The organism is Glutamicibacter protophormiae, assembly GCF_016894325.1.
In the GTDB taxonomy this organism is placed as follows: Bacteria; Actinomycetota; Actinomycetes; order Actinomycetales; family Micrococcaceae; genus Glutamicibacter; species Glutamicibacter protophormiae.
Genome location: NZ_CP069806.1, coordinates 2,240,765 through 2,263,050 on the forward strand (window position 1 = coordinate 2,240,765; position 22,286 = coordinate 2,263,050).

18 protein-coding genes are annotated in these 22,286 nt (G+C 67.6%); 9 read left to right on the forward strand and 9 right to left on the reverse strand.

Features of this window, described 5'->3' with window-relative positions; translation table 11 throughout:
* The 4 genes from JQN66_RS10480 to dxs are packed head-to-tail and all read right to left on the reverse strand — an operon-like array spanning position 1 to position 3,704.
* A complete protein-coding gene (locus JQN66_RS10480; protein WP_204674816.1) occupies positions 1-504 on the reverse strand; it encodes a GNAT family N-acetyltransferase in 504 nt (167 codons plus the stop codon).
* Between the two features lie 12 nt (positions 505-516).
* Entirely contained in the window at positions 517-1,086 is a 570-nt protein-coding gene (locus JQN66_RS10485; protein ID WP_188946739.1) for a hypothetical protein, read from the reverse strand.
* Between the two features lie 60 nt (positions 1,087-1,146).
* Entirely contained in the window at positions 1,147-1,740 is a 594-nt protein-coding gene (locus tag JQN66_RS10490) for a DUF402 domain-containing protein (RefSeq protein WP_204674818.1), read from the reverse strand.
* Positions 1,737-3,704: a 1-deoxy-D-xylulose-5-phosphate synthase gene (dxs, locus tag JQN66_RS10495; RefSeq protein WP_188946737.1), complete on the reverse strand. Its 1,968-nt coding sequence runs from the start codon at positions 3,702-3,704 to the stop codon at positions 1,737-1,739. The genes JQN66_RS10490 and dxs overlap by 4 nt, the downstream gene beginning before the upstream one ends.
* Positions 3,705-3,995: 291 nt before the next feature.
* Between dxs and JQN66_RS10500 the strand changes: the two genes are divergently transcribed.
* From JQN66_RS10500 to JQN66_RS10530, 7 genes are read left to right on the forward strand one after another with little or no spacing between them, the layout of a single operon-like run.
* Entirely contained in the window at positions 3,996-6,458 is a 2,463-nt protein-coding gene (locus tag JQN66_RS10500; protein ID WP_204674820.1) for a GMC oxidoreductase, read from the forward strand.
* On the forward strand, positions 6,445-8,346 hold the full coding sequence (locus JQN66_RS10505) for a hypothetical protein (RefSeq protein ID WP_204674822.1): 1,902 nt from the start codon (positions 6,445-6,447) through the stop codon (positions 8,344-8,346). Before JQN66_RS10500 ends, JQN66_RS10505 begins: the two co-directional genes overlap by 14 nt.
* Positions 8,343-9,395 (forward strand): alpha/beta hydrolase, encoded by a 1,053-nt coding sequence (locus tag JQN66_RS10510; protein WP_204674824.1) that lies wholly within the window; start codon positions 8,343-8,345, stop codon positions 9,393-9,395. Before JQN66_RS10505 ends, JQN66_RS10510 begins: the two co-directional genes overlap by 4 nt.
* The gene (locus JQN66_RS10515) at positions 9,392-10,318 is read left to right on the forward strand and encodes an acetoacetate decarboxylase family protein (RefSeq protein ID WP_204674826.1); all 927 of its coding nucleotides are present in this window, start codon (positions 9,392-9,394) and stop codon (positions 10,316-10,318) included. Before JQN66_RS10510 ends, JQN66_RS10515 begins: the two co-directional genes overlap by 4 nt.
* The gene (locus JQN66_RS10520; RefSeq protein ID WP_204674828.1) at positions 10,315-10,812 is read left to right on the forward strand and encodes a hypothetical protein; all 498 of its coding nucleotides are present in this window, start codon (positions 10,315-10,317) and stop codon (positions 10,810-10,812) included. The genes JQN66_RS10515 and JQN66_RS10520 overlap by 4 nt, the downstream gene beginning before the upstream one ends.
* The gene (locus JQN66_RS10525; protein ID WP_204674830.1) at positions 10,809-11,234 is read left to right on the forward strand and encodes a hypothetical protein; all 426 of its coding nucleotides are present in this window, start codon (positions 10,809-10,811) and stop codon (positions 11,232-11,234) included. The genes JQN66_RS10520 and JQN66_RS10525 overlap by 4 nt, the downstream gene beginning before the upstream one ends.
* Positions 11,231-12,535 (forward strand): patatin-like phospholipase family protein, encoded by a 1,305-nt coding sequence (locus JQN66_RS10530; RefSeq protein ID WP_239463982.1) that lies wholly within the window; start codon positions 11,231-11,233, stop codon positions 12,533-12,535. The genes JQN66_RS10525 and JQN66_RS10530 overlap by 4 nt, the downstream gene beginning before the upstream one ends.
* A gap of 53 nt (positions 12,536-12,588) precedes the next feature.
* Here JQN66_RS10530 and JQN66_RS10535 read toward each other — a convergent pair whose 3' ends face one another.
* The 4 genes from JQN66_RS10535 to JQN66_RS10550 all read right to left on the reverse strand — a co-directional run bounded on the left by JQN66_RS10535 (position 12,589) and on the right by JQN66_RS10550 (position 19,892).
* Positions 12,589-13,422, reverse strand: coding sequence for a phosphotransferase (locus JQN66_RS10535; protein WP_204674832.1), 834 nt, complete (start codon positions 13,420-13,422; stop codon positions 12,589-12,591).
* A gap of 223 nt (positions 13,423-13,645) precedes the next feature.
* Positions 13,646-16,354 carry an aconitate hydratase AcnA gene (acnA, locus tag JQN66_RS10540; protein ID WP_239463983.1) on the reverse strand — a complete coding sequence of 903 codons (2,709 nt, stop codon included), beginning with the start codon at positions 16,352-16,354 and terminating at the stop codon, positions 13,646-13,648.
* A 191-nt stretch (positions 16,355-16,545) separates the two neighbouring features.
* A complete protein-coding gene (locus JQN66_RS10545) occupies positions 16,546-17,868 on the reverse strand; it encodes a class I SAM-dependent RNA methyltransferase (protein ID WP_204674836.1) in 1,323 nt (440 codons plus the stop codon).
* A 5-nt stretch (positions 17,869-17,873) separates the two neighbouring features.
* Positions 17,874-19,892, reverse strand: a complete 2,019-nt coding sequence (locus tag JQN66_RS10550; RefSeq protein ID WP_204674838.1) for an APC family permease — start codon at positions 19,890-19,892, stop codon at positions 17,874-17,876.
* A 145-nt stretch (positions 19,893-20,037) separates the two neighbouring features.
* Here JQN66_RS10550 and JQN66_RS10555 point away from each other — a divergent pair, with 145 nt between their 5' ends.
* Together JQN66_RS10555 and JQN66_RS10560 are read left to right on the forward strand one after the other, a co-directional pair.
* On the forward strand, positions 20,038-20,715 hold the full coding sequence (locus tag JQN66_RS10555) for a potassium channel family protein (protein ID WP_275439007.1): 678 nt from the start codon (positions 20,038-20,040) through the stop codon (positions 20,713-20,715).
* Positions 20,716-20,730: 15 nt separating this feature from the next.
* The gene (locus tag JQN66_RS10560) at positions 20,731-21,396 is read left to right on the forward strand and encodes a potassium channel family protein (protein ID WP_188946725.1); all 666 of its coding nucleotides are present in this window, start codon (positions 20,731-20,733) and stop codon (positions 21,394-21,396) included.
* Between the two features lie 101 nt (positions 21,397-21,497).
* Here JQN66_RS10560 and JQN66_RS10565 read toward each other — a convergent pair whose 3' ends face one another.
* On the reverse strand, positions 21,498-22,223 hold the full coding sequence (locus JQN66_RS10565; RefSeq protein WP_204674840.1) for a DUF3159 domain-containing protein: 726 nt from the start codon (positions 22,221-22,223) through the stop codon (positions 21,498-21,500).
* Positions 22,224-22,286 lie beyond the last annotated feature (63 nt).

The following is a 22,286-nucleotide window of genomic DNA, read 5'->3' on the forward strand; positions in this document are numbered from 1 at the left end:
TTACTTCTGCTCGTCGTTGTCCGCGCCGTCGCGGGGCGCGAATTCTTCCAGTGGCCGGCACAGCAGCAGGCCCGCTCCCCCGGTGAACTCCACCGTGCCGAAGCTTGCGGCCCGCGCCCGGACGGTGAACCCCAGGCGGCGCTGCAACGCCAGCGAGGCGCTATTTCGCGTGTTCACCACGCACCAGGCGGCATCCGCCCGCTGCGCCACCCAGCGCAGCCGGGCCAGGCCCAACGCCGTGGCCACGCCGCGGCGCCGCCAGCGGCGGTCGACCTCGACCCCGCCCAGGTAGTAGCCCGCCGGGGCCACCGGATCCTGCGGATCCCACCACTGCGCCTTGGCCCAGCCGACCAGGCGCCCGTTCTCCGACGTGGCGCCCAGCAGGCAGCCGCCGGGCGCGAAGCGCTCCGGTGCACTGCGCCGCCCCAGGCTTCGGGACAGTTCGCGCACGGTCGGGTAATCTGCCGGTTCCAGTGGCTGGATGCTGAACGCCGGCGTCGGCATGGGTTGCGGCGCCTAGTCGAGGCTGAACGGCTTGGGCGGCATCGGGTAGGCCATGCGCGCCTTGTCCAGGCCGTCGTACGGCGCGGTGGCGATGACCATCTTGGTGAAGTCCAGCTTCGCTTCGCGGATGCAGACCTTGACGGCGTTGACCGCGAGCTTCGGGGCCGGGGTGAGGATGCGGATGTTCAGCTTGCGGTTGCCGAAGTCGCTGGATTCCACGGTGCCCAGTCCGCGCCAGGCCAGGTGGCCGGTCAGCGCTTCGGTGGCCTTGTTCTGCAGGTACTTGTCGCGCGCGGTGCCCTCGGCGGTCTTCAGCGCGTACTGCACGATGACCCAGGACTGCTCCTCGTCGGCGAGCTCCTTGTAGTCCTCGGCGGCGCAGGCCGCGACGAAGCCGGCGAACAGCTCGTCGGCGCGGTCGGCGGTGACGTCCTGCACCTGGCTGGTCTGCGACATGTGGCCTACCGGTCCGTGGTTGATCACGAACTGGCCCAGCTCGTCGTCCTCGAACTGCTGGAACCACGCTTCGCGGAACTGCAGTTCGTTCTTCTCGTTCATCCGGTATGTGCGAATGATTGCCATCGGTCTCCCCCAGGGGTTGGTGTCTCGGTGTCTTGCATGGTTTCGGTGCGTCGGGCCGGCTCAGCCGACGCGCTGCAGGGTGCGGGCCCGCTCCAGCCAGTGCCGCCGGTGCTCCGCGGTGAACGGCGCCGCATCCGCGCGCACGGCGTCAAGCAGCCTGCGGCTTTCAGCGCGGATCGAGCGTTGCAATGCCTCGGGATAGCCCATTTCCAGCCGGTGCTGCTCGAACTCGTCCTCGTCGTCCAGGAAGGTGCCGCGGCTGTGCGAGCGGATCACGTCCAGGTCCAGGTCGATGGAGTTCACTTCCCAGGCGCCGCGCTTCATCTGCTGCCAGCCAATGCCGCCGGCCAGGTCGATGTAGACGTCGAAATCCTCATCCGGGTCGTCGTACAGCGTGGCGATCCACTGTCCCTCGGACGGGAAAAGGCACAGCGCGTCGCAGGCGGCCAGGTGCGCGGTGCCCGGCCGGGAGACCAGCGAGCCGGCGGGCTGGTGGACCCAGTGGCCGTAGTCGTCGCTCCCCAGGTAGAAACCGGGCACCACCCAATGCGGGCTGGCGTCGTACTTCCAGGCGCGCGCCACCACCAGTGCTCCGACGGCAACGGCCTGGGGGTTGCGCGGCAGGTGCTCGGGGCAACCGGGCTTGGCGCTCACAGCTTGGGGATCTGTCCGGTGGGCAGGTCCTGGCCGGGCAGCGGTCGGGCGAAAGGGACCTTGGTGCCCAGCACCTGGGCCAGCGTATCGCGGGCGACCTGCTGGGCGGTCAGCCCCACGCGCTCCAGCACTTCGGCGCGGGTGCCGTGGGCCAGGAACTTGGTGGGCAGGCCGACCTCGTTCAGCGCGGTGTCCACCCCGGCGGCGCGCATTTCGGTGCGCAGGCGCGAGCCCACGCCGCCAGCGCGCACCCCGTCCTCGATGCAGACCACGATGCGGTGGCGGGCGGCCAGCGAAATCACGGAGGACGGCATGGGCAGCACCCAGCGCGGGTCGACCACCGTCACCGAGACGCCCTGGCTGTTCAGCCGCGCGGCCACGTCCAGGGACAGCTCGCTCATCGCGCCCACGGAGATGATCAGCACGTCGGGCGCGGCGCGGTCGCCCAGCCGGGCCAGCACGTCCACGCCGTCGGGCAGCCGGTCGATGGCCTCGACTTCCTCGCCCACCGAGCCCTTGGAAAAGCGGACCACGCTCGGGGCGTCGTTGATGTCCATGGCTTCGCGCAGTTCCTCGCGCAGGCGGGTGGCGTCGCGCGGTGCGGCCAGATGCAGGTTCGGGATGATCTGGGTCAGCGCCATGTCCCACATGCCGTGGTGGCTGGCTCCGTCCGGGCCGGTGACGCCGGCGCGGTCCAGCACGATGGTGACCCCGGCCTTGTGCAGCGCGACGTCCATCAGCAGCTGGTCGAAGGCGCGGTTCAGGAAGGTGGCGTAGACGCACACCACCGGGTGCAACCCGCCGAAGGCCAGGCCGGCGGCGGTGGTCATGGCATGCTGCTCGGCGATGCCGACGTCCAGCACGCGGTCCGGGTGGGCGTCGGACATCTTCTTCAGCCCCACCGGCAGCAGCATGGCCCCGGTGATCGCCACGACGTCCTCGCGCTCGTCGGCGATCTTGGCGATCTCGTCGCCGAAGACGCTGGTCCAGCTCTGCGCGCTGGGCTTGGCGACCGGGGCGCCGGTGGCCGGGTCGATGACGCCCACGGCATGGAACTGGTCCGCCTCGTCGGCCAGGGCCGGCGCGTAGCCGTGGCCCTTTTCGGTGAGCGCATGCACCAGCACGGGGCCGCCGTACTGCTTGGCCTGCTGGAGTGCTTCCTCCACGGCGGCGAGGTTGTGGCCGTCGATCGGGCCGATGTACTTCAGGCCCAGGTCCTCGAAGAGTCCCTGCGGGGCCCACCAGTCCTTGATGCCCTTCTTGGTGGCGTGCAGCGACTTGTAGGTGAAGTTGCCGACCGGGCCGGAATCCTTCAGCCTGCCCTTGAGCTTGTCCATGGCGGTTTCATACGCCGGGTGGGTACGGACCTTGTCCAGCTGCTGGCGCAGGCCCGCGAGCTGGTCGGCCAGACCGCCGATGGTCGGGGCGTAGGAGCGTCCGTTGTCGTTGACCACGATCACGGCCTTGCGCTCCTTGTCCGCGGCGATGTTGTTCACCGCTTCCCAGACCATGCCGCCGGTCAGCGCGCCGTCGCCCACCAGGCCCACCGCGTAGCTTTCGGTGCGGCCGGTCAGCTTGTTGGCCCGGGAGATGCCGTCGATCCAGGACAGCGAGGACGAGGCGTGGGAGGACTCGACGATGTCGTGCTCGGATTCGCCGCGGTCGGGGTATCCGGACAGGCCTCCCTGCTGGCGCAGCGTTTGGAAATTCTGGCGTCCGGTCAGCAGCTTGTGCACGTAGGACTGGTGGCCGGTGTCGAACACGATGGAGTCGGTCGGGGAATCGAACACGCGGTGCATGGCGATGGTCAGTTCCACCACACCGAGGTTCGGGCCCAGGTGGCCGCCGGTGCGGGCGACGTTGTCGATGAGGAAGGCGCGGATCTCCTGCGCCAGCTGGGTGAGCTGATCCAGGGTAAGCGCCCGCAGGTCGCTTGGTTTCTTTATGGTCTCGAGTAAAGACACAGTCATCCCCTTCACATTTCTGCCCGTGCGGGCACCGCAAGTCCGTGCGAAACAACTAGTCTATCGCGCACTTGACTGCTCCCATTATCCGCCACCTTTTGGGCTGAAACCAATTTTTCGATGATGATGTTGGCTACGCCCAGTTCGACCGCGGTCACGACGACGGAAAAGAAACTAGAAGCTGTCGAGTTTCCCTCTTTCCACACTCGTCCGGCGTAGGTAAGATGAGCCTAATTCTGGACACGAGGCTATCCACCTCGCGAATCTGCTAGGTCTTCCCAGGAGGGGGACATGGGGGAAATTCGTGCCGGCCGGGTGCCGACGGAATATGTAGATGCAGTTGTGGTCGGTTCGGGGTTCGGCGGTTCGGTGGCGACCTACCGCCTGGCCGAGGCCGGCAAGCAAGTGGTCCTGATGGAACGCGGCCGATCCTACGGGCCCGGCGATTTCGCCCGCTCCCCGGCGGAATTGGCCACCGCCTTTTGGGATCCGAGCGAAAAACTCTACGGGCTGTTCGACGCCTGGACACTGCGCGGCCTGGAGGGGCTGGTCTCCAGCGGCCTGGGCGGCGGCTCGCTGATCTACGCGAACGTGCTGCTGCGCAAGGACGAGAAGTGGTTCGTCAACGAATCCCCGCTGCCCGGCGGCGGCTATGAATCCTGGCCCATCGGGTACCGGGACCTGGAGCAGCACTACCAGCGCGTCGAGGACATGATCGGCGTGAACCGCTACCCCTACCCTGACACCGCCAAGACCAACGCCTTCGAGCAGGCCGCCCGGGCCGGCGGCCACACGGTGTTCCGTCCGCCGCTGGCGGTGAGCTTCTCCACCGATGCAAGCTCCCCCGCCCAGCCGGGCAGGATGCTGCCGCTGGCGGATTACGGCAACATCCACGGCAAGCCCCGCACCACCTGCACGCTGTGCGGCGAATGCGATCTGGGCTGCAACTCGGGGGCCAAGAACACCCTGGACCACAACTACCTTTCCGCGGCGGCGGCAACCGGCAACGCCGATCTCCGCACGCTGCACGAGGTGCGCGGCTTCTCCCGCGAGACCGACGGCAGCTGGCTGGTGCGCTACGTCGTCCACGACCCGCAGCACCCCGCCGCCACCGGAGACCTGCCCGAACGGCTGATCCGCTGCGCCAAGCTGCTGCTGGCCGCCGGCACCTTTGGCACCAGCTACCTGCTGCTGCGCAACCGGATGACCCTGCCCGGGATCAGCCCGGCGCTGGGCACCCGATTCAGCAGCAACGGAGACCTGCTGGGGCTGCTGTTCAACGCCAGCGAACAGGTGGAGGGCCGCACGATCCCGCGCCGGCTCTACGGCAACCACGGCCCGGTCATCACCAGCACCGTGCGGGTCGCGGACGCAGCGGACGGCAACGGGGCCACCGGACGCGGCTACTACCTGCAGGACGCCGGCTACCCGGCATTCTTCAACTGGCTCATGGAGCTCTCGCAGTTCCGCCAGGCCCTGCCGCGCGCCGGCAAGGTGGCAGCGAAGATCATCGAGAACCGGCTGTTCCAGCAGAACCGCAGCAGCATCTCCGCCGACCTGGCCATGGCGCTGGGCCCGGGGAGCTTCTCCAGCACCGCGCTGCCGCTGCTGGGCATGGGCCGGGATGTGCCCGACGGGCGCATATACCTGCGCGAGGGCCGCCTGGCCGCGGACTGGACGCTGTCCACATCACAGGAGTACTTCGAATCCGTGCGCGGCACCATGCGCGGCATCGGCGACCAGCTGGGCGCCGCCTTCAAGGACAACCCGCTGTGGAAGGCCCAGCGCGTGGTCACGGTGCATCCGCTGGGCGGGGCGCCGATCGGCGCGAACGACAGGGTCGGGGTCTGCGACCCGTGGTCCGCGGTGTACGGCCAGCCGGGCCTGTACGTGGTGGACGGCGCCGCCATGCCGGGTCCGGTCGGCCCGAATCCGTCGCTGACCATCGCCGCGATGGCGGACCGGGCCTGCGAGCACCTGCTCGACCAGCAGTGGGCCTCCCCTGGCGCCGCGGCCGGGGCATCCCCCGCCGACGCAGCTGCCGAGGACACCGCCACGGACGCGCAGGATCCGGCCGGGCTCTTGAATCCCCGGGCCACCTCGGTGGCGTTCACGGAGACCATGCGCGGGCACGTCACCCTGGGTGTGGGCGAACCGAAATCCGGCCTGGAGCAGGCGTCGCTGCGCCATGAGCGGATGATGTTCACCCTGACCATCACCGCCAAGGACATCGAGCGCTTCACCGACGACCCACGCCACCCGGCGAGCGCCGAGGGCTTCCTCGACGCGGACGTGCTGGGCGGGCATTGCCCGGTGCTGCGCGGCTGGTTCAACCTGTTTGTGCCCGACGGGCAACAGCGCCGGCTGATGCTGTACCGGCTGCACATCCAGTCCCCCGGCGGGCGGAAGCTGACCATGGTGGGGTTCAAGGACATCCAGGACGGGCCGGGCCTCGACCTCTGGCCGGACACCACGACGCTGTTCGTGCAGCTGCTGGACGGACACGTCTTCCCGCCGCCTCCGGAACTGCCCGCGGCCTCCGGGTTGCTGGCCTCCGAGGACCCGGCGGTGCTGGGATCCGGCGTCCTGTACATCGAGCCGTTGGACTTCGCACGCCAGCTCACGACCTTCAGGGCGCAGGGGCCGCGCAAACTCCAGGCGCTGTCGGCCTTCGGAGGGCTATTCCTCGGGTCGCTGTACCGCAGCTACCTTGCACCGCGCCGCTCCGGGAAGCCTGATCATGAACCAGCATGAGTTGGCGCAGTTCGAGCATGAACTGGGGTTCCGCCCCCGGCCGGCGGTGCGCTGGCTGTCCCCGCCCGAGCTGCTGCGCACCGGCATCCAGTCATTGGCCGCCCACGTCTTCCTGGGGTTCATGGACAACCGGGAAACGCAGAGCATCTTTCCGCAGCGGGCCCTGGACTTGGGCGGCTTCCCGCCGCAGGAGCAGGGCCGCTGGATCGACTTCATCGCTGACCTGGGCGACGGCTTCGACGCGACCTACACCATGGCCTGGGCGCTGGCCCAGCCCGAGCTGCAGGTCCAGGCCGCGGATCCCGGCCGGCCGCAGGTGGCGTTGCCCAAGTCGCAGCTGCTGGTCATGGGCGGTGACGAGGTCTACCCCGCGGCGTCCGAACGCGCCTACGAGGACCGGCTGGTGCGCCCCTACCGGGCCGCGTCGCTCCCGGGGCCGCCGGCCGCGCTGCTGGCGCTGCCCGGAAACCACGACTGGTACGACGGGCTGACGGCCTTCGAACGCATCTTCTGCCAGCAGGCGAAGATCGGCGGGTGGCAGACCCTGCAGTCCCGCGGCTACTTCGCCGCGCGGCTGACGAACCTGGAAGCCAACACCGTGCAGAAGACCTGGTGGCTGGTGGCGCTGGACAGCGAACTGGGCAGCTACATCGACCGGCCGCAGCTGCAGTACTTCGAGGCGGAGGTGACGCGGCACCTGAAGCCGGGCGACGCGATCATCCTGTGCGCTTCCTCCCCCACCTGGGAGGCCACCGGGACGCTGCCGGACGGCGACCCGAACGCGAACAACGCGCTGCGCTACTTCGAGAACCACTACCTGTTGCGGCGGACGGATCCGGCGACCGGGGAATCGACGCCCACCGGGGCGCAGATCCGGGTGCGGCTGACTGGGGACAAGCACCACTACGCGCGCTACGCCCAGCTGCATGAGCAGGCAGGGCCGGAAGACCCGCGGCGCGAGCAGCTGCTGACCTGCGGGCTGGGCGGGGCCTACCTTTCGGGGGCCCGGCACCTGTCGCCCGAGCTGCTACTGCCGCCCACCGGTTCGCGGGAGATGGTGAATCCGGCCGAGCGCCAGCGCTATGCGCTGGCCGACACCGTATACCCGACGCCCGCGCAGGAGCGGGCGCTGCACTGGCAGCTGGCCAACCCGTTCAGCCAATTTTTCCTGCCCTGGCGCAACCCGTGGTTCAGCACCGGGCTGGGTGTGGTGCATCTGGGCTGCTTCATGTTTTTGTGCACCATTTTCTCCGGGATCACCGGCGATTCGTATCCCGAGGCGCTGGGTTCGGGCGACTGGGTCCACGCCGTGGGCATTGTGGTGTTCCTGTTCGTGGTGCCGCTGCTGGTGGCCCTGCTGCTGTGGCTGGCGCGCAACGCCCGGGGACTGGTCAAGGCCGGGCCCGGGGACTCCGGGAGATCCAGCCCGCTGGTGCAGCCGCTGCTCCTTGTCGGGGTGCAGCTGCTGCTGGCGTCGGGCATCTTCACGGGGCTCATCGCCCTGCCCTGGCAGCGGAGCTGGAGCGCCGGGTGGATCACCGTGCTGCTGGCCGCGGTCTACGCCACGGTGCTGGGCGCGGCCGCCGGCACGATGGCCTTCGCCCTGCATTTGATGTTCGCCCCGCCCGGGGCGGTGGGCCGGCTGAAGATGACGGCGCTGGCCTATGAGGAAGGCAAGGGGTTCTTGCGGATGCACCTGCGCGAGGACGGCACCCTGGTGATCTATCCGGTGATTGCCGACACCGTCGTCCACGACTGGGAGACCGGGCCCAGCACCCGGAACCAGATGCGCCCGGTGCCCGCCGGCGGGCTGCCGCAGCTGCGCCTGCTGGAGGATCCGATCATTGTGAGCATCAACGGCTTCAGCACCCCGGGAGGTGTCCAATGACCACAGTGCAGACAACCCGCGCCGATCATGCGACCGAGGTGGTGCAGTTTTCGGCCGACGACGGGCTGCCGCTGACACTCATCCACGTATCCTCGCGCCGTTGCCCGGACGCCCCGCGCGGGCCGGTGCTGCTGGTGCACGGGGCCGGGGTGCGCGCCGAGCTGTTCCGTCCGCCGATCGCCCGCACCCTGGTGGACGCCCTGCTGGACGAGGGCTGGGACGTGTGGATGCTGAACTGGCGCGCGTCCATCGACCTGCCGCCGGTGGCCTGGACGCTGGATGACGCGGCAGTGTTCGACCATCCGGCGGCGGTGCGCGAGGTGCTGGCGCGCACCGGGGCGGAGTCGCTGGCGGCGTTCGTGCACTGCCAGGGATCGACCTCCTTCACCATCGCGGCCGTGGCCGGGCTGCTGCCGCAGGTGAGCACCATCGTCTCCAATGCCTCCTCGCTGTTCGTGGACGTCCCGTGGGTGTCCCGCCAGAAGATCACCCACCTGCTGCCGCTGCTGGGCGGGTTCACCCCGATGCTCTCCCCGCGCTGGGGCTACAAGTCCCAGGGGTATTTCTCGCGTATCGTGCGTTCAGGGGTGAAGCTGACCCACCACGAATGCGACAACACCGTCTGCCGGCTGGTGTCCTTCACCTACGGGGCAGGGCACCCGGCCCTGTGGTCCCACGCGAACCTGGATGACGCCACCCACCGCTGGATCGTCGGGGAGTTCGCCGGTGCCCCGCTGTCCTTCTTCCGCCAGATGGCCGACAGCGTCAAGGCAGGATACCTGGTGCCCACCGGGAAGCGCAGCCAGCTTCCCGCTTCGCTGGTGGACGGGCCGCCGCGCACCGAGGCGCGGTTCTCCTTCATCGCCGGCGCGGACAACCGCTGCTTCCTGCCGCAGGGGCAGCGGCGCACCTACGAGTTCTTCGACCACTACGCCCCCGGGAAGCATTCGCTGCACGTGATTCCCGGCTACGGGCATCTGGACCTTATTTTCGGCAGGGACGCCTGGCGCGACACCTATCCTCTGATCCTTCAGGAGCTTGCATCATGAATCTGCTACCCCCGCTGCGCTCGGCGCTGCGCCTGCTGCCCTCCGCGCTGCCGGCTCGCCAGCGGCAGCTGTCCGGGCAGAAGGCCACCGTGGACGGCATCAGCTACCTGCTGCCGGTGAACTCCGAGCCCTCGCCGGTCCTGATGACCGCGTTCCCCGTCGACGCCAAAGCGGCCGCGCGGCTGATCCCCGGCGAGGAGCTGCATCCGTTCCGCCTGCCGGGAGGGAAATCGCTGCTGATGGTCACCGTGATCAACTACCTGGCCACGGATATCGGCGCCTACATCGAGTACTCGCTGGCCCTGGCGGTCACCCGCGGCATGCGTCCGGCGCCGCCGCTGCTGCCCATGCTGTTCCAGAAAACCCTGAACCTGGGGCAGTACGTGGTGGATTTGCCGGTGAGCACGGAGATCTCGGTCAAGGGCGGCAAGGGCATCTGGGGCATGCCAAAGCACCAGGCCAGCCTCGACTTCAAGGTGACGGACCAGACGGTGTCCAGCGCCTACGAGCTGGACGGGGTGAAGGGCGCGCTGGTGGAGATCGACCGCCCGGCGCCCACCGCGCTGCCGATCAAGGTCGGTGCGGTGAACTACTGCTCGTTCCGCGGCATGCTCTACAAGTCGAGCATCTATTTCCAGGGCACCGCCGACGTGTCGATCGGCCGGCAGGCCAAGGCGCGGCTGGAGTTCGGGGACCTGCCGCAGGTGGCAGGGCTGGCCGGGTTGGATTTCGACCCGCAGCCGGTGTTCACCCTGTATATTCCCGATTCGCACGGGGTGCTGGATGACCACTACGAGGCATGGTTCCAGTACGGCCGTGACCGCGCCCCCTACGGCGGGGATGGCATGGATTCGGTGGTCGGGCTGGGGCTGGGCGAAGAATGGCCCGACCCTCCGCAACGGGACCAAAGCCGAGTCCAATGAGCGCGGCACTGGCCTGGACCGCGCTGGTTTCGGCACTGGTCACCGTCTTTGGGGCATCGTTGTATCTCGGATTCATGACGGTGGCGCAGTTCTTCCTGCGTCCGGTATTTCTCGGCTTGCGGCTCGATGAGCTGTCGACGGTCTTCGCTGTGCCCATCACGGCGATCACCCGTTTCCTGGGGATCATGTTCCTCCCCTTGCTGGTCGCCCCGTTGGTCCAGATGTGGCTGGGCCGCACCCACGTGTGGGCGCTGGCCTTCGCCATCGCCACCGCCGCGGCATACATGTTCCTGGCCTTGTGGTATGCGCTGTCCATGCGTCCGGTCAACCAGCAGCTGCTGACCGGTGCGGTGACCGACGAGTCCGAACTGCGCGCAAAGATGCGCCAGTGGGTCTCGCGCAACTGGGCGAGATTCTACGCAGCATTGGTTTACTGGGCGGCCGCGGTCGGTTATCTGCTGACGGGCCATGAATTATGGGAGGCACTGCCATGAAACGCACATCAGTTAAATCCTGTTCCGGCTCGCTGCTGGATCGCGCGGCGCTTGGCATCGGTGCTGTCACCGTGGTGTCCGGGGCAAGCCAGGCAGCAGCTCCGGGGCTCGTGCTGAGACTCGTCGGGGCGGAGAATTCGCCGGCGACCCGCCAGCTGTTCGGGACGGTCGGGATGTTCATGACGGTCACCGGCGGGCTGTTGACCCACTCGATGCTCTGCCGCCAGTCGATGCGCCTGGCGCTGTTCTGGTCGGTGCTGCAGAAGGCCGGCGCGGTCGGCGCGGTCACGAGCGGGGTGCGCCGCGGTGTTTTCGCCCGCCGGGCGCTGGCCGTCGCCGCGTTCGACCTGCTCTCGGCCGCGGTGCTGGCCGCCGGCCTAGGCGCGAAGATGCTCCCGAAGTATGAACGGACGCAGCGGTGAAACGCTCGCTGGTCCTGGCCGGCGGCGGCATGCGCGTCGCCTGGCAGGCTGGCGTGCTCAAGGCCCTCGAGGAAGCGGGCCTGGAATTCACCCATGTGGACGGGACCTCCGGCGGAATCCTGAACACCGCCATGATGCTGTCCGGGCAGGATGCAGACCAGATGATGAAGCATTGGGCCTCGGTGAAGGTCTCCCATTTCTCCTCGCCGCTGCCGCTGCGCGACTACCTGCGGGGGCCGTGGAACCTGCCGGCGCTTTCCGGCCCCGAAGCCATGGTGACGAAGCTCTTCCCCTCCATGGGGGTGGATGTGGAGGCCATCCGGAAAAGCAAAATTCCCGGGACGTTCAACATCGCCAACTTCACCGAAAAGCGAAGCATCGCGGTCTCATCCAAAGACGTGGACCCGCAGCTGCTGGCGGCGGGCATGAGCTTGCCGATTTTCACCGCCCCGCTGCATCGCGACGGGGCCACCTGGACCGATGCGGCGTGGATCCGGGATGCGAATATCACCGCTACGCTGGATCATGGCGCTAGGGAAATCTGGTTGGTCTGGTGCGTGGGCAACTCCCCGTACTGGGGCAACGGCCCGCTGGAACAGTACGTGCACATGATCGAAATGAGCGCCACCGGCGGGCTGCTGGCCGATTTCGAGCAGGCCAAGGCCGCTGGACGTGAATTCGTCCTGCATGTCGTCAAACCGGAGCACCCGCTGCCGCTGGACCCTGTCTTCTATCTGGGGCGGATCAGCGCGTCCACGCTGATGTCCATGGGCTACCGGGACGCGGTCGCCTATCTTGAGCGGTCTCGGCCGGAAGGGGTTCACGCCGATTACCGATGCACCGCCATGACCGATGGGCCCGTTGGCGTCAGCTGGAACGAACAGCTGTCCGGGCATGGGTTCGGGGTGCAGCTGACCGTGTGGCTGCCGCTGGATGATATGCAGCCCGGAACCGTGACCGGGTTTATCACCGGGCGGCGCGGGAAGCCTCCGATCCCCTTGGCCGCCGGCGGCGTCGTGCGCACCGCCACCGCGTGGGAATACCGGGCACGGGCCAGGATCGATGGCAGCTGGGTTCCGCTGGTCATCCGGCGGGACGTTCCCGCAGGGCGGTCGATCTTCGAGCAGCTCCCGCGGGCTGCAGCGGAGCTCGGCACCCGGCGTGCGAAGCTGCGGATGGGACTGCTCGGACGGATCCGCATGCTCATCTCGCTGGAGCCCTTCGGCGCCCACGGACTTCGGCACCGGATCTTCGCTGTCCGGGACACCCTGAAGATGCTGCGCACCGCGCGTTCCGAATAAGGCTGCCGGCACCGTGGATCACCGGCGGGTGGCCGATGCCGGCCTGGCGGTCTTCAGCACCCGGCAAGCTGCAAGGCCCGGCCGAGCATGCGCTGGCCCTGGGCTTCGAAGTCCTCGGCGCCGAGGCGGTAGGCATAGACGACCGTGCCGATAGCCTCATGCAGGCATTCGATCGGCCAGCTGCGTGCCTGTCGCGGGTCGCCGCCGTAGCCCTGCAGGAAAGCCATTTCAAGCTCGGGGCGCCCCAGCCATTGCTGGTTGGCCAGGCGCACCAGGTCGGTGGACGGTGCACGGTAGTCGAAACGGCCGAAATCGATGACCTTCAAGTTTCCATGGTCGCTCAACCAGTTGCGCGGCTGCCAGTCGCCGTGGGTTGGAACCAGCCGGACCGGCCGCGGCCGGTAGGCCCGCAGGGCCTCGTAGGCCCGGCGTTCGTTCTCCGGTTCGATCCGGTGCCCTTGTCCCAGCCGCTTCAGGCTCACGGCCAGCAGCTTCGATTCGTATTCTGCGTCGAGCCACCCCGTGCCCTGGTGCAGGGTTCGCAGGGCGTGTCCAGCCTGGCGGTGGAATTCCGGGTCCAGTTCCCGTGCGGTGTGCTCGCTGAGGCGTCCGGGAAGATATTCGAGGATCATGAGCCTGGCCCGGGAATCGGCGAAACGCAGCGCAGCGCCGAACCCCGACTCGACCAGTGCCGCCGTCGGCCCGCTGTGGGCGACAAGTTCCCGCTCGAAATGATGGTTCACGGCTCCGGCGCTTTTGAGGATGTAGTCGCTTCCGGGGGTACGCAGGTGCAGGACCAGGGTATCGGTCTCATGCCAGGAGAGGTCCGCGACCACGGTGCAGTCAGGCAGCCAGCGTTCGACCGCATCGAGTTGCGCTGAATCCAAGAATTGATCAAGAAGGAGTTTTCGAGTCCTCATCTCGCGCATCGCTGCTTTCACCATGGCAGGGCTGGTTGGCGGACCGGGCGTATCCGGGCAGCTGCTCGCTGCCCGAACATTCTTGCACGTTTAACACCGTGAGACCCAAGGCCGGGGCCTTGGGTCTCACGGTGTTCCGGGTTGCGGAACTACCTAGGGTTCACGTCGATCAAGGATCGAAGCGGGATCCTTAGTTGGCGGCTGCGATCTGGCGCAACACGTACTGCAGGATGCCACCGTTGCGGTAGTAGTCTGCTTCACCCGGGGTGTCGATACGCAGGACTGCGTCGAACTCGACGACCTTGCCGTCTTCAGCGGTTGCGGTGACCTTCAAGGTCTTCGGGGTGACACCGTTGTTCAGTTCGGTGACGCCGGAGACTGCGAAGGTTTCGGTGCCGGTCAGACCCAGCGAGTCAGCCGACTCGCCTTCTGGGAACTGGAGCGGCAGAACGCCCATGCCGATCAGGTTCGAGCGGTGGATGCGCTCGAAGGACTCGGTGATGACAGCCTTGACGCCCAGCAGTGCGGTGCCCTTGGCGGCCCAGTCACGCGAGGAGCCCGAACCGTATTCCTTGCCGCCCAGGACGACCAGCGGAGTGCCGGCGGCCTTGTAGTTCTCTGCAGCGTCGTACACGTACGACTGCGGAGCACCTTCCTGGGTGAAGTCGCGGGTGAAGCCACCCTCGACGCCGTCCAGCAGCTGGTTCTTGATGCGGATGTTCGCGAAGGTACCGCGGATCATGACTTCGTGGTTGCCACGGCGCGAGCCGTAGGAGTTGAAGTCCTTGCGATCCACGCCGTTCTCGATCAGGTAGCGACCAGCCGGGGTCTCCGACTTGAAGGAACCTGCAGGCGAGATGTGGTCGGTGGTGACCGAATCGCCCAGCTTCAACAGCACGCGGGCGCCGTCGATGTCCTGGACAGGCTGCGGCTCGGCGGTCATGCCGTCGAAGTACGGTGCCTTGCGGGCATAGGTCGACTTCTCGTCCCATGCGAAGGTCGAACCCTCAGGGGTGTCCAGTGCCTTCCAGCGGGCGTCGCCCTCGAAGACTCCCTCGTAGCCCTTGGCGAACATCTCCTTGTCGATCGACGAGTCGATGATCTGCTGGACCTCGACCGGCGATGGCCAGATGTCCTTCAGGAAGACGTCGTTGCCCTCGGTGTCCTTGCCCAGCGAATCGGTCTCGAAGTCGAAGTCCATGGTGCCGGCCAGGGCGTAGGCGATGACCAGTGGCGGGGAAGCCAGGTAGTTCATCTTCACGTCCGGGTTGATGCGGCCTTCGAAGTTGCGGTTGCCCGATAGCACTGCGGTGGCGGCGAGGTCGTTGGCCTGGATGGCCTCGGAGATCTCGGCATCCAGCGGACCGGAGTTGCCGATGCAGGTGGCGCAGCCGTAGCCGACCACGAAGAAGCCGAGCTTCTCCAGGTATGGCAGCAGGCCGGAAGCCTCGTAGTACTCGGTGACGACCTTCGAGCCCGGGGCGACCGAAGTCTTGACCCATGGCTTGGAGGACAGGCCCTTCTCGGCGGCGTTGCGAGCCAGCACTGCTGCTGCAAGCATCACCGAAGGGTTGGAGGTGTTGGTGCACGAGGTGATCGATGCGATCGAGACCAGGCCGTGGTCCAGGGTGAACTGGGTTCCATCTTCCTTGGTGACCTCGACGGCGACCGATGGGCGGCCTGCGCCCTGGGTGTCCTCGGTGTCCGACACGTAGTTGTGCAGGTCCTTGCGGAACTGCTCCTTCGAGCTCGACAGCTCGATGCGGTCCTGCGGACGCTTCGGGCCGGCGATCGATGGAACCACGGTGGACAGGTCCAGTTCCATGTACTCCGAGAAACGGATCTCGCGGCTTGGATCGTGCCACATGCCCTGTTCCTTGGCGTAAGCCTCGACCAGTGCGATGTTCTCCTCGCTGCGGCCGGTCAGGCGCAGGTAGTCCAGGGTGACATCGTCGATCGGGAACATGGCTGCGGTCGAACCGAACTCAGGGGACATGTTGCCGATGGTTGCACGGTTGGCCAGCGGCACTGCTGCCACGCCTTCACCGTAGAACTCGACGAACTTGCCCACAACACCGTGCTTGCGCAGCATTTCGGTGATGGTCAGCACCACGTCGGTGGCGGTCGCGCCGGCCGGGATCTCGCCCGAGAGCTTGAAGCCGACAACACGCGGGATCAGCATGGAGACAGGCTGGCCGAGCATCGCTGCCTCAGCCTCGATGCCGCCAACGCCCCAGCCCAGCACGCCCAGGCCGTTGACCATGGTGGTGTGCGAGTCGGTGCCGACGCAGGTGTCCGGGTAGGCACGCAGTACGCCGTCGACCTCGCGGGTCATGATGGTGCGAGCCAGGTACTCGATGTTGACCTGGTGCACGATGCCGGTGCCCGGTGGGACGACCTTGAAGTCGTCAAACGCGGTCTGGCCCCAGCGCAGGAACTGGTAACGCTCCCCGTTGCGCTGGTACTCGATCTCCATGTTGCGCTCGACGGCGCCTTCGAAACCGAAGGTGTCGATCTGCACCGAGTGGTCGATGACCATTTCGGCAGGAGCCAGTGGGTTCACACGGGTTGGGTCGCCGCCCAGTTCCTTGACGGCCTCGCGCATGGTGGCAAGGTCGACAACACATGGAACGCCGGTGAAGTCCTGCATGATCACACGGGCCGGGGTGAACTGGATTTCGGTGTTCGGCTGCGCCGAAGCATCCCACTGTCCCAGCGCCTTGACGTGCTCGCTGGTAACGTTCGCACCATCTTCGGTGCGAAGCAGGTTCTCCAGAAGAACCTTAAGGCTGTAGGGAAGGCTTTCTGAGCCTTCGACCGTATTCAGTCGGTAAATTTCGTATTCGGTTCCATTGACGTCAAGTACGCCCTTGGCACCGAAGCTGTCCACATTGCTCACGTGGGACTCCTCTCGCCAGACACTCATTCTGTTGCACGCACACACTCGCATTCCAGTTAGGAGTTCCTAACTGAGATTCTCATGCTTGTATCGTTGCAGAGCTAAAAACAGTCTATCGCCAACTAGGACAAAAAGAATGAACAGGGATAATTTTCCGCCAAATTCGTGTCCAAACGGCAATATTCGCCGGTCTAACGGCGTACAAAGAGCCCGATCGACTCCATGTGGTGGGTGTGCGGGTACAAATCGTGAATCTCCATGTGTGCTAATTCGTAGCCACGGGAGGTCAACCGAGCGGTATCCCGGGCGAAAGATGCCGGGTCGCAGGAGACGTAACAAATGCGCGAAACACCACTGGAACCCAATTCGGCGGCCACCTGCTTGTCGATTCCGGCCCGCGGCGGGTCGAGCACGACCGCATCGAGCTGGGCGTCGCGGGCGACCTGGCGCAGCACGCGTTCCACGCGGCCGCGGATGACGCTGGCCTGGCGCAGCTCGCGCAGGTTCTTCTTGGCATCGGCGTAGGTGCCCGGCGCGCCCTCGATGGAGAACACGCGCCCCTCGGGACCCACGGCCTTCGCCAGCGGCAGCGAGAACAGGCCCGCCCCGGCGTACAGGTCCGCGATCTGCTCGCCGCGCGCCGGTTCGGTCAGTTCCAGGACCCGTTCGCTCAGCACGGTGGCCGCGGCGCGGTGCACCTGCCAGAAGCCCTCGCCGGTGATGCGGAAGCCCTCCCCCAGCACTGACTCCTGCAGCCAGCTGCGCCCGGCCAGCGCCTGCAGCTCGCCGCGGCCGTCGGCGGCCGAGCCGCCCTGCTGGCTGAAGGCCGCCACGTTCACGCCCTCGGGGAACTGGCGGGCCGCCTTGCGGGCCGCGCCGGGGCGGGACTCGGCCAGCAGGATCAGTACGTTGGCGTCGTCCGCGCTGGAGACCGCGGCCTCCACTCGCTCGATACCGCTGAAGTCCATCGCATACAGTCCGGTACGCTCGATGGCCGGGTGGGCCAGCGGCATGGAGTCGATGGCGGTGAGCGTATTGCTGCGGAAACCGCTCATGGCCAGCTTGCCGTCGGCGTCCACCGAGTAGGACATGCGGGTGCGCCAGCCCAGGCCGTCGTCCTGCCCGGCCACCGGCTGCACGGCCGGGAAGTTGTAGTCCTCGGCCTTCAGGCCGCCCAGCCGGGTCAGCTGCTCGGCGGCCACCGCGGCCTTCAGCTCGCGCTGGTGCTCCAGGGTGATGTGGCCGAATTCGGCGCCGCCCACCGGGTCGCGGCGGCGCAGCGCGTCGGCCGCGGCCCAGAAATGCGGGACGCGGTGCTCGCTGGCCTCCTGCACCTCCACGACGTCGGCACGCCAGAACTTGGCGTTCTCGCCGCTCTCGGTCAGCCGGACGGTGACCAGTTCGCCGGGGATGCCGTGGCGGACGAAGATGACCCGCCCCTCGTGGCGGGCCACGGTATGTCCGCCGTGGGCGATGGCGCCCAGGCGCAGGGTCAGGGTGGGTGATTCGGTCACGGGATTTAGTCCTTCGGCAGGGGTTTGGGTTCGCGGTGGGCCGAGGATTCCTCGGTCGGCCCGCCGCCCAGGGCGTTCTTGGCGCTCAGCAGGCGCCAGGGCACGGAGGCGATCAGCACCCCGGGCTCGTAGTGCAGCCGGTTCTTCACCCGCAGGGCGGTCTGGTTGTGCACCAGTTGCTCCCACCAGTGGCCGACCACGTATTCGGGAATGTAGACCACGATCAGATCACGCGGGGACTCGCGCTTGATCGAGCGAATGTGCTCGATCAGCGCCCCGGGGATGTCGCGGTAGGGCGATGCCAGCGCCGTGATCGGCACCGGGATGCGCAGCCGCTCCCAGTCCTGCAGGGTGCGCTCGGTCTTCTGCGGCTCCACGTCGACGATGATCGCTTCGAGCTTCGAGGGGCGGCTGGCCCGGGCGAAGGCCAGGGCGCGCAGCACCGGTTTGCGCAGCGTGGAGACCAGCACCAGGGCGTGCACGCGCGCCGGCAGCGCGGTGGCCTGGCCTCCGTCCTCGATGGACAGTTCGGCATCCACCTGCTGGTAGTGGCGGTGCAGCGAGTTCATCACGAACATCAGCAGCACGATACCCAGCACCGCGATCCAGGCGCCGTGCACGAAGCGGGTGGCCAGCACGATCAGCAGCACCAGCCCGGAGAGCACCAGGCCCACCAGGTTCAGCAGGCGCTGGCGCTTTTTCGCGGCGCGGATGCGCCGGTCCGCGACCGGGACCAGTTCGCGGTTCCAGTGCTTGAGCATGCCCAGCTGGCTCAGCGTGAAGGAGACGAACACTCCCACCACGTACAACTGGATCAGGATCGTGACATCGCCCTGGAACACCAGGACCAGCAGCACCGCGGCGACGCCCAGGGACAGGATGCCGTTGGAGAAGCCCAGCCGGTCACCGCGCGTGCGCAGCTGGCGGGGCAGGTAGCCGTCGGTGGCCAGGTGGCTGGCCAGCGACGGGAAGGAGTTGAAGGCCTGGTTGCCGGCCAGCAGCAGCACCAGGATGGTCAGCACCGAGACGACCACGGTGCCCAGCATGAAGTCGCCGAACACCGCCTGCGCCAGCTGGCCGAGCACCGGCACCTGGACATAGTCCGCGGAGACCGGCAGCCCGTCCAGCATCAGGGACTTCTGGGGGTCGGCGACGACCTTGATGCCGCTGGCCCGCGCCAGCATCAGCGTGCCCAGGGTCAGCACCCCGGAGAGCAGTCCGACCACCAGCAGGATGCGCCCGGCGTTGCGGGCGCGCGGCTTGGCCAGGTACTGGACGTTGGAGATCGGCACCTCGATGCCGGTCAGCACCGCGGAACCGGTGGAGAAGGCGCGCAGGATCAGCAGCGCGCCCACCACGCCGTGCAGCCCGTTGGAGAACTGCTCCTCGGGCACGATGGTGAACTCGGCACTGGGCGCCAGGCCCAGATTGCCGGTGGCCGCCAGCAGCCCGCCGATCGCGATCAGCGCCAGCATGCCGAAGACGAACAGGTACACCGGCACCGCCAGCGCCCAGCGGCTCTGGCCGCGCCCGCGCAGGTTCGCCACCACCAGGAAAACCACGATGCCCGCCGCGACCAGGCCGCGGTGCTCCCCCAGCACCGGGATCAGCCCGCTGAGGTACTGGGCGGCCGAGGAACTGGAGACCGCGACGGTGAGCACGAAGTCCACCAGCAGGGCCGCGGCCACGGCGGTGCCCGGCCGGGCGCCGAGGTTCGTGCGCACGATCTCGTAGTCGCCGCCGCCGGAGGGGTAGGCCTTGATGGACTGCCGGTAGGACAGCACCAGCACCACGAGCACCACCAGCACGGCCACGCCCACCGCCGGGGAGAGCATGGTCGCCGCGACGCCGGCCATGGCCAGGGTCAGCAGGATTTCGTCCGGGGCGTAGGCCAGCGAGGACAGGGCGCTGGAGGAGAAAACCGGCAGCGCAATTTTCGGTGGGAGCGGCTTCTTTTTCAGCTGTTCGGTGCTGAAGGGCCGGCCCACGAGGATCCGTTTCAGACCATCAAATAAAGCAGGCACGAGACAACGTTATCGCAGGCTCCGCGCGGCATGCCGACTTCATTGGGCTCAACGCGGCGCCGATCAGCGCTATTGTTGCATTCGTGGCACCAGCAGCGGTGCCGCGACGATGTTCATCCTGATGCTGGACCCCGAGGAGTTTTTGGTGGCGCACTTTGTGATCATGGGCTGCGGCCGAGTGGGTGTGGCGTTGGCCCATACGCTGGATTCCGCCGGGCATTCGGTGGCGGTCATCGACCAGAACCCGGAGGCCTTCCGCCGGCTCAGCGACGAGTTCTCCGGCAGCAAGGTCACCGGCCTGGGCTTCGACAAGGACACCTTGGAGCAGGCGAAGATCGACGAGGCCTACGCCTTCGCGGCGGTCTCCAGCGGTGATAATTCCAACATTCTGGCCACCCGCGTCGCCCGCGAAACCTACCACGTGCCGCATGTGGTCGCCCGCATCTACGACCCGGGCCGCGCCGAGATCTATCAGCGGCTGGGCATCCCCACGGTCGCCGCGGTGCGCTGGAGCACCGACCAGGTGCTGCGCCGCATCCTGCCGGACTACTCGATGCGCGGGGACTTCCGCGAGCCCTCGGGCCGCCTGGTGCTGACCGAGGTGGCGCTGCACCGCGAATGGTACGGCCGCCTGGTCAAGGACCTGGAGGCCGCCGCCGGGGTGCGCGTGGCCTACCTGACCCGCTTCGGCGAGGGGACCATCCCGGAAGGCCGCACCCGGCTGCAGGGCGGGGACCTGATCCACGTCATGATGCACCTGGACCGCAGCCAGGAAGTGGAAAAGATCCTGGCCAGCGCCCCCAAGCCCGCCCCTGCAGACTAAGCGAAAGGCCGAAGAATGAAGGTTATGATCGCCGGAGCCGGCTCGGTCGGGTCCTCCATCGCCCGCGAGCTGGTGGCCAACCACCACGAGGTGCTGCTCGTGGACCTCAAGGCGGAAATGCGGCAGCGCGCCGACCTCGAAGGGGTCAAATGGCTGATCGGCGACGCCTGCGAGCTCGCCGTGCTGCAGCGCCTGCAGCTGGAGGACTACGACGTGGTCGTCTCCGCCACGGGCGACGACAAGGTCAACCTGGTGGTTTCGCTGCTGGCCAAGAGCGAGTTCGGGGTGCGCCGCACCGTGGGCCGCGTGAACAATCCCAAGAACGAGTGGATGTTCGACGACGCCTGGGGCGTGGACGTCGCGGTGAGCACCCCGCGGCTGATGACCGCGCTGGTCGAGGAGGCCGTGGAGGTCGGCGACCTGGTGCGCCTGCTCACGCTGAAGGCCGGCGAGGTCTACCTGGTGGAGTTCACCGTGCCGCATGATTCGGGCATGATCGGGCGCACCATCGGGCGCGTGCCGTGGCCGGAGGAAACCACGCTCATGGCCGTGGTGCGCGACAAGACCCCGTTCCCGCCCAGCGACGACGATGTCATCGAGGGCGGCGACGAAATCTTCTTCATCACCACCCCGCAGGCCGAACCGCTGCTACGCCGCGTGCTGCAGGCGGCCACCCGGTAGCCGGCGCCGCCTCGGAAAAGGAAAACCCCGCCCATCCCGCAACGGGATGGGCGGGGTTTTCGCCGTGCGCGGCCGCTGGGAGCGGAAACACGACGGCAGTACTAGGAGGCCAGGTCCTCGGGCGTCGGGGCGTGCCCGGCGGTGGCCGGGCGCGAGACCAGCCAGGCGAACCAAAGGCCGGCCGCGTACAGCGGCACCCCCATCAGCGCGCGGGCGATGCCCAGCGAAACCACCTGGTCGGTGAAGTACATCGGCAGCTGCACGGCCAGGCGCAGCGCGAATACCGCGCAGATGATCCAGGTGGCGATGCCGTAGCGGCGCAGCCGGTCCGGCTGCTGGCGCCAGGCCACGCCCTCGTTGCGGATGAAGCCGAAGAGCAGGCCGATCAGCGGCCACTTCACGAAGATCGATACCATCAGGGCCAGCAGGTAGCCGCCGCTGATCAGGAAGCCGGGAACGTAGTAGTCCCGGGCGTCGCCCGAGGTGCGGGCCACCAGCGCGCAGATCAGGATGCCGATCAGGCCGCTGGCAGACTGCACCAGCGTCGACTTGTTCAGCAGGCGCAGCACCATGAAGACCACACCCAGCGCGATCGAGGACAGCAGCGCCCAGGACAGCTGGTTGCCCAGCGCGTAGACCAGCACGAACACGAAGCCCGGCACCACGGTTTCCAGGATGCCGCGCACCCCGCCCACGGTGGAGAGCACGTCGATGCCGCCGTCGGCGTTCTGCGCGACCTTGGCGTTCGCGCCGATCGCCTCGGCCAGGCTCGGCTTCTTCTCCGGCTCCGGCTCCGGCTGCTGGCCGGTCGGTGGGTTTTCGTTCACGGTGTTCTCGCTTCCGCCCGGTGGGGCTGGTCCGGCAGGCGCTGCGGCCGGTGGCGTTCTTCG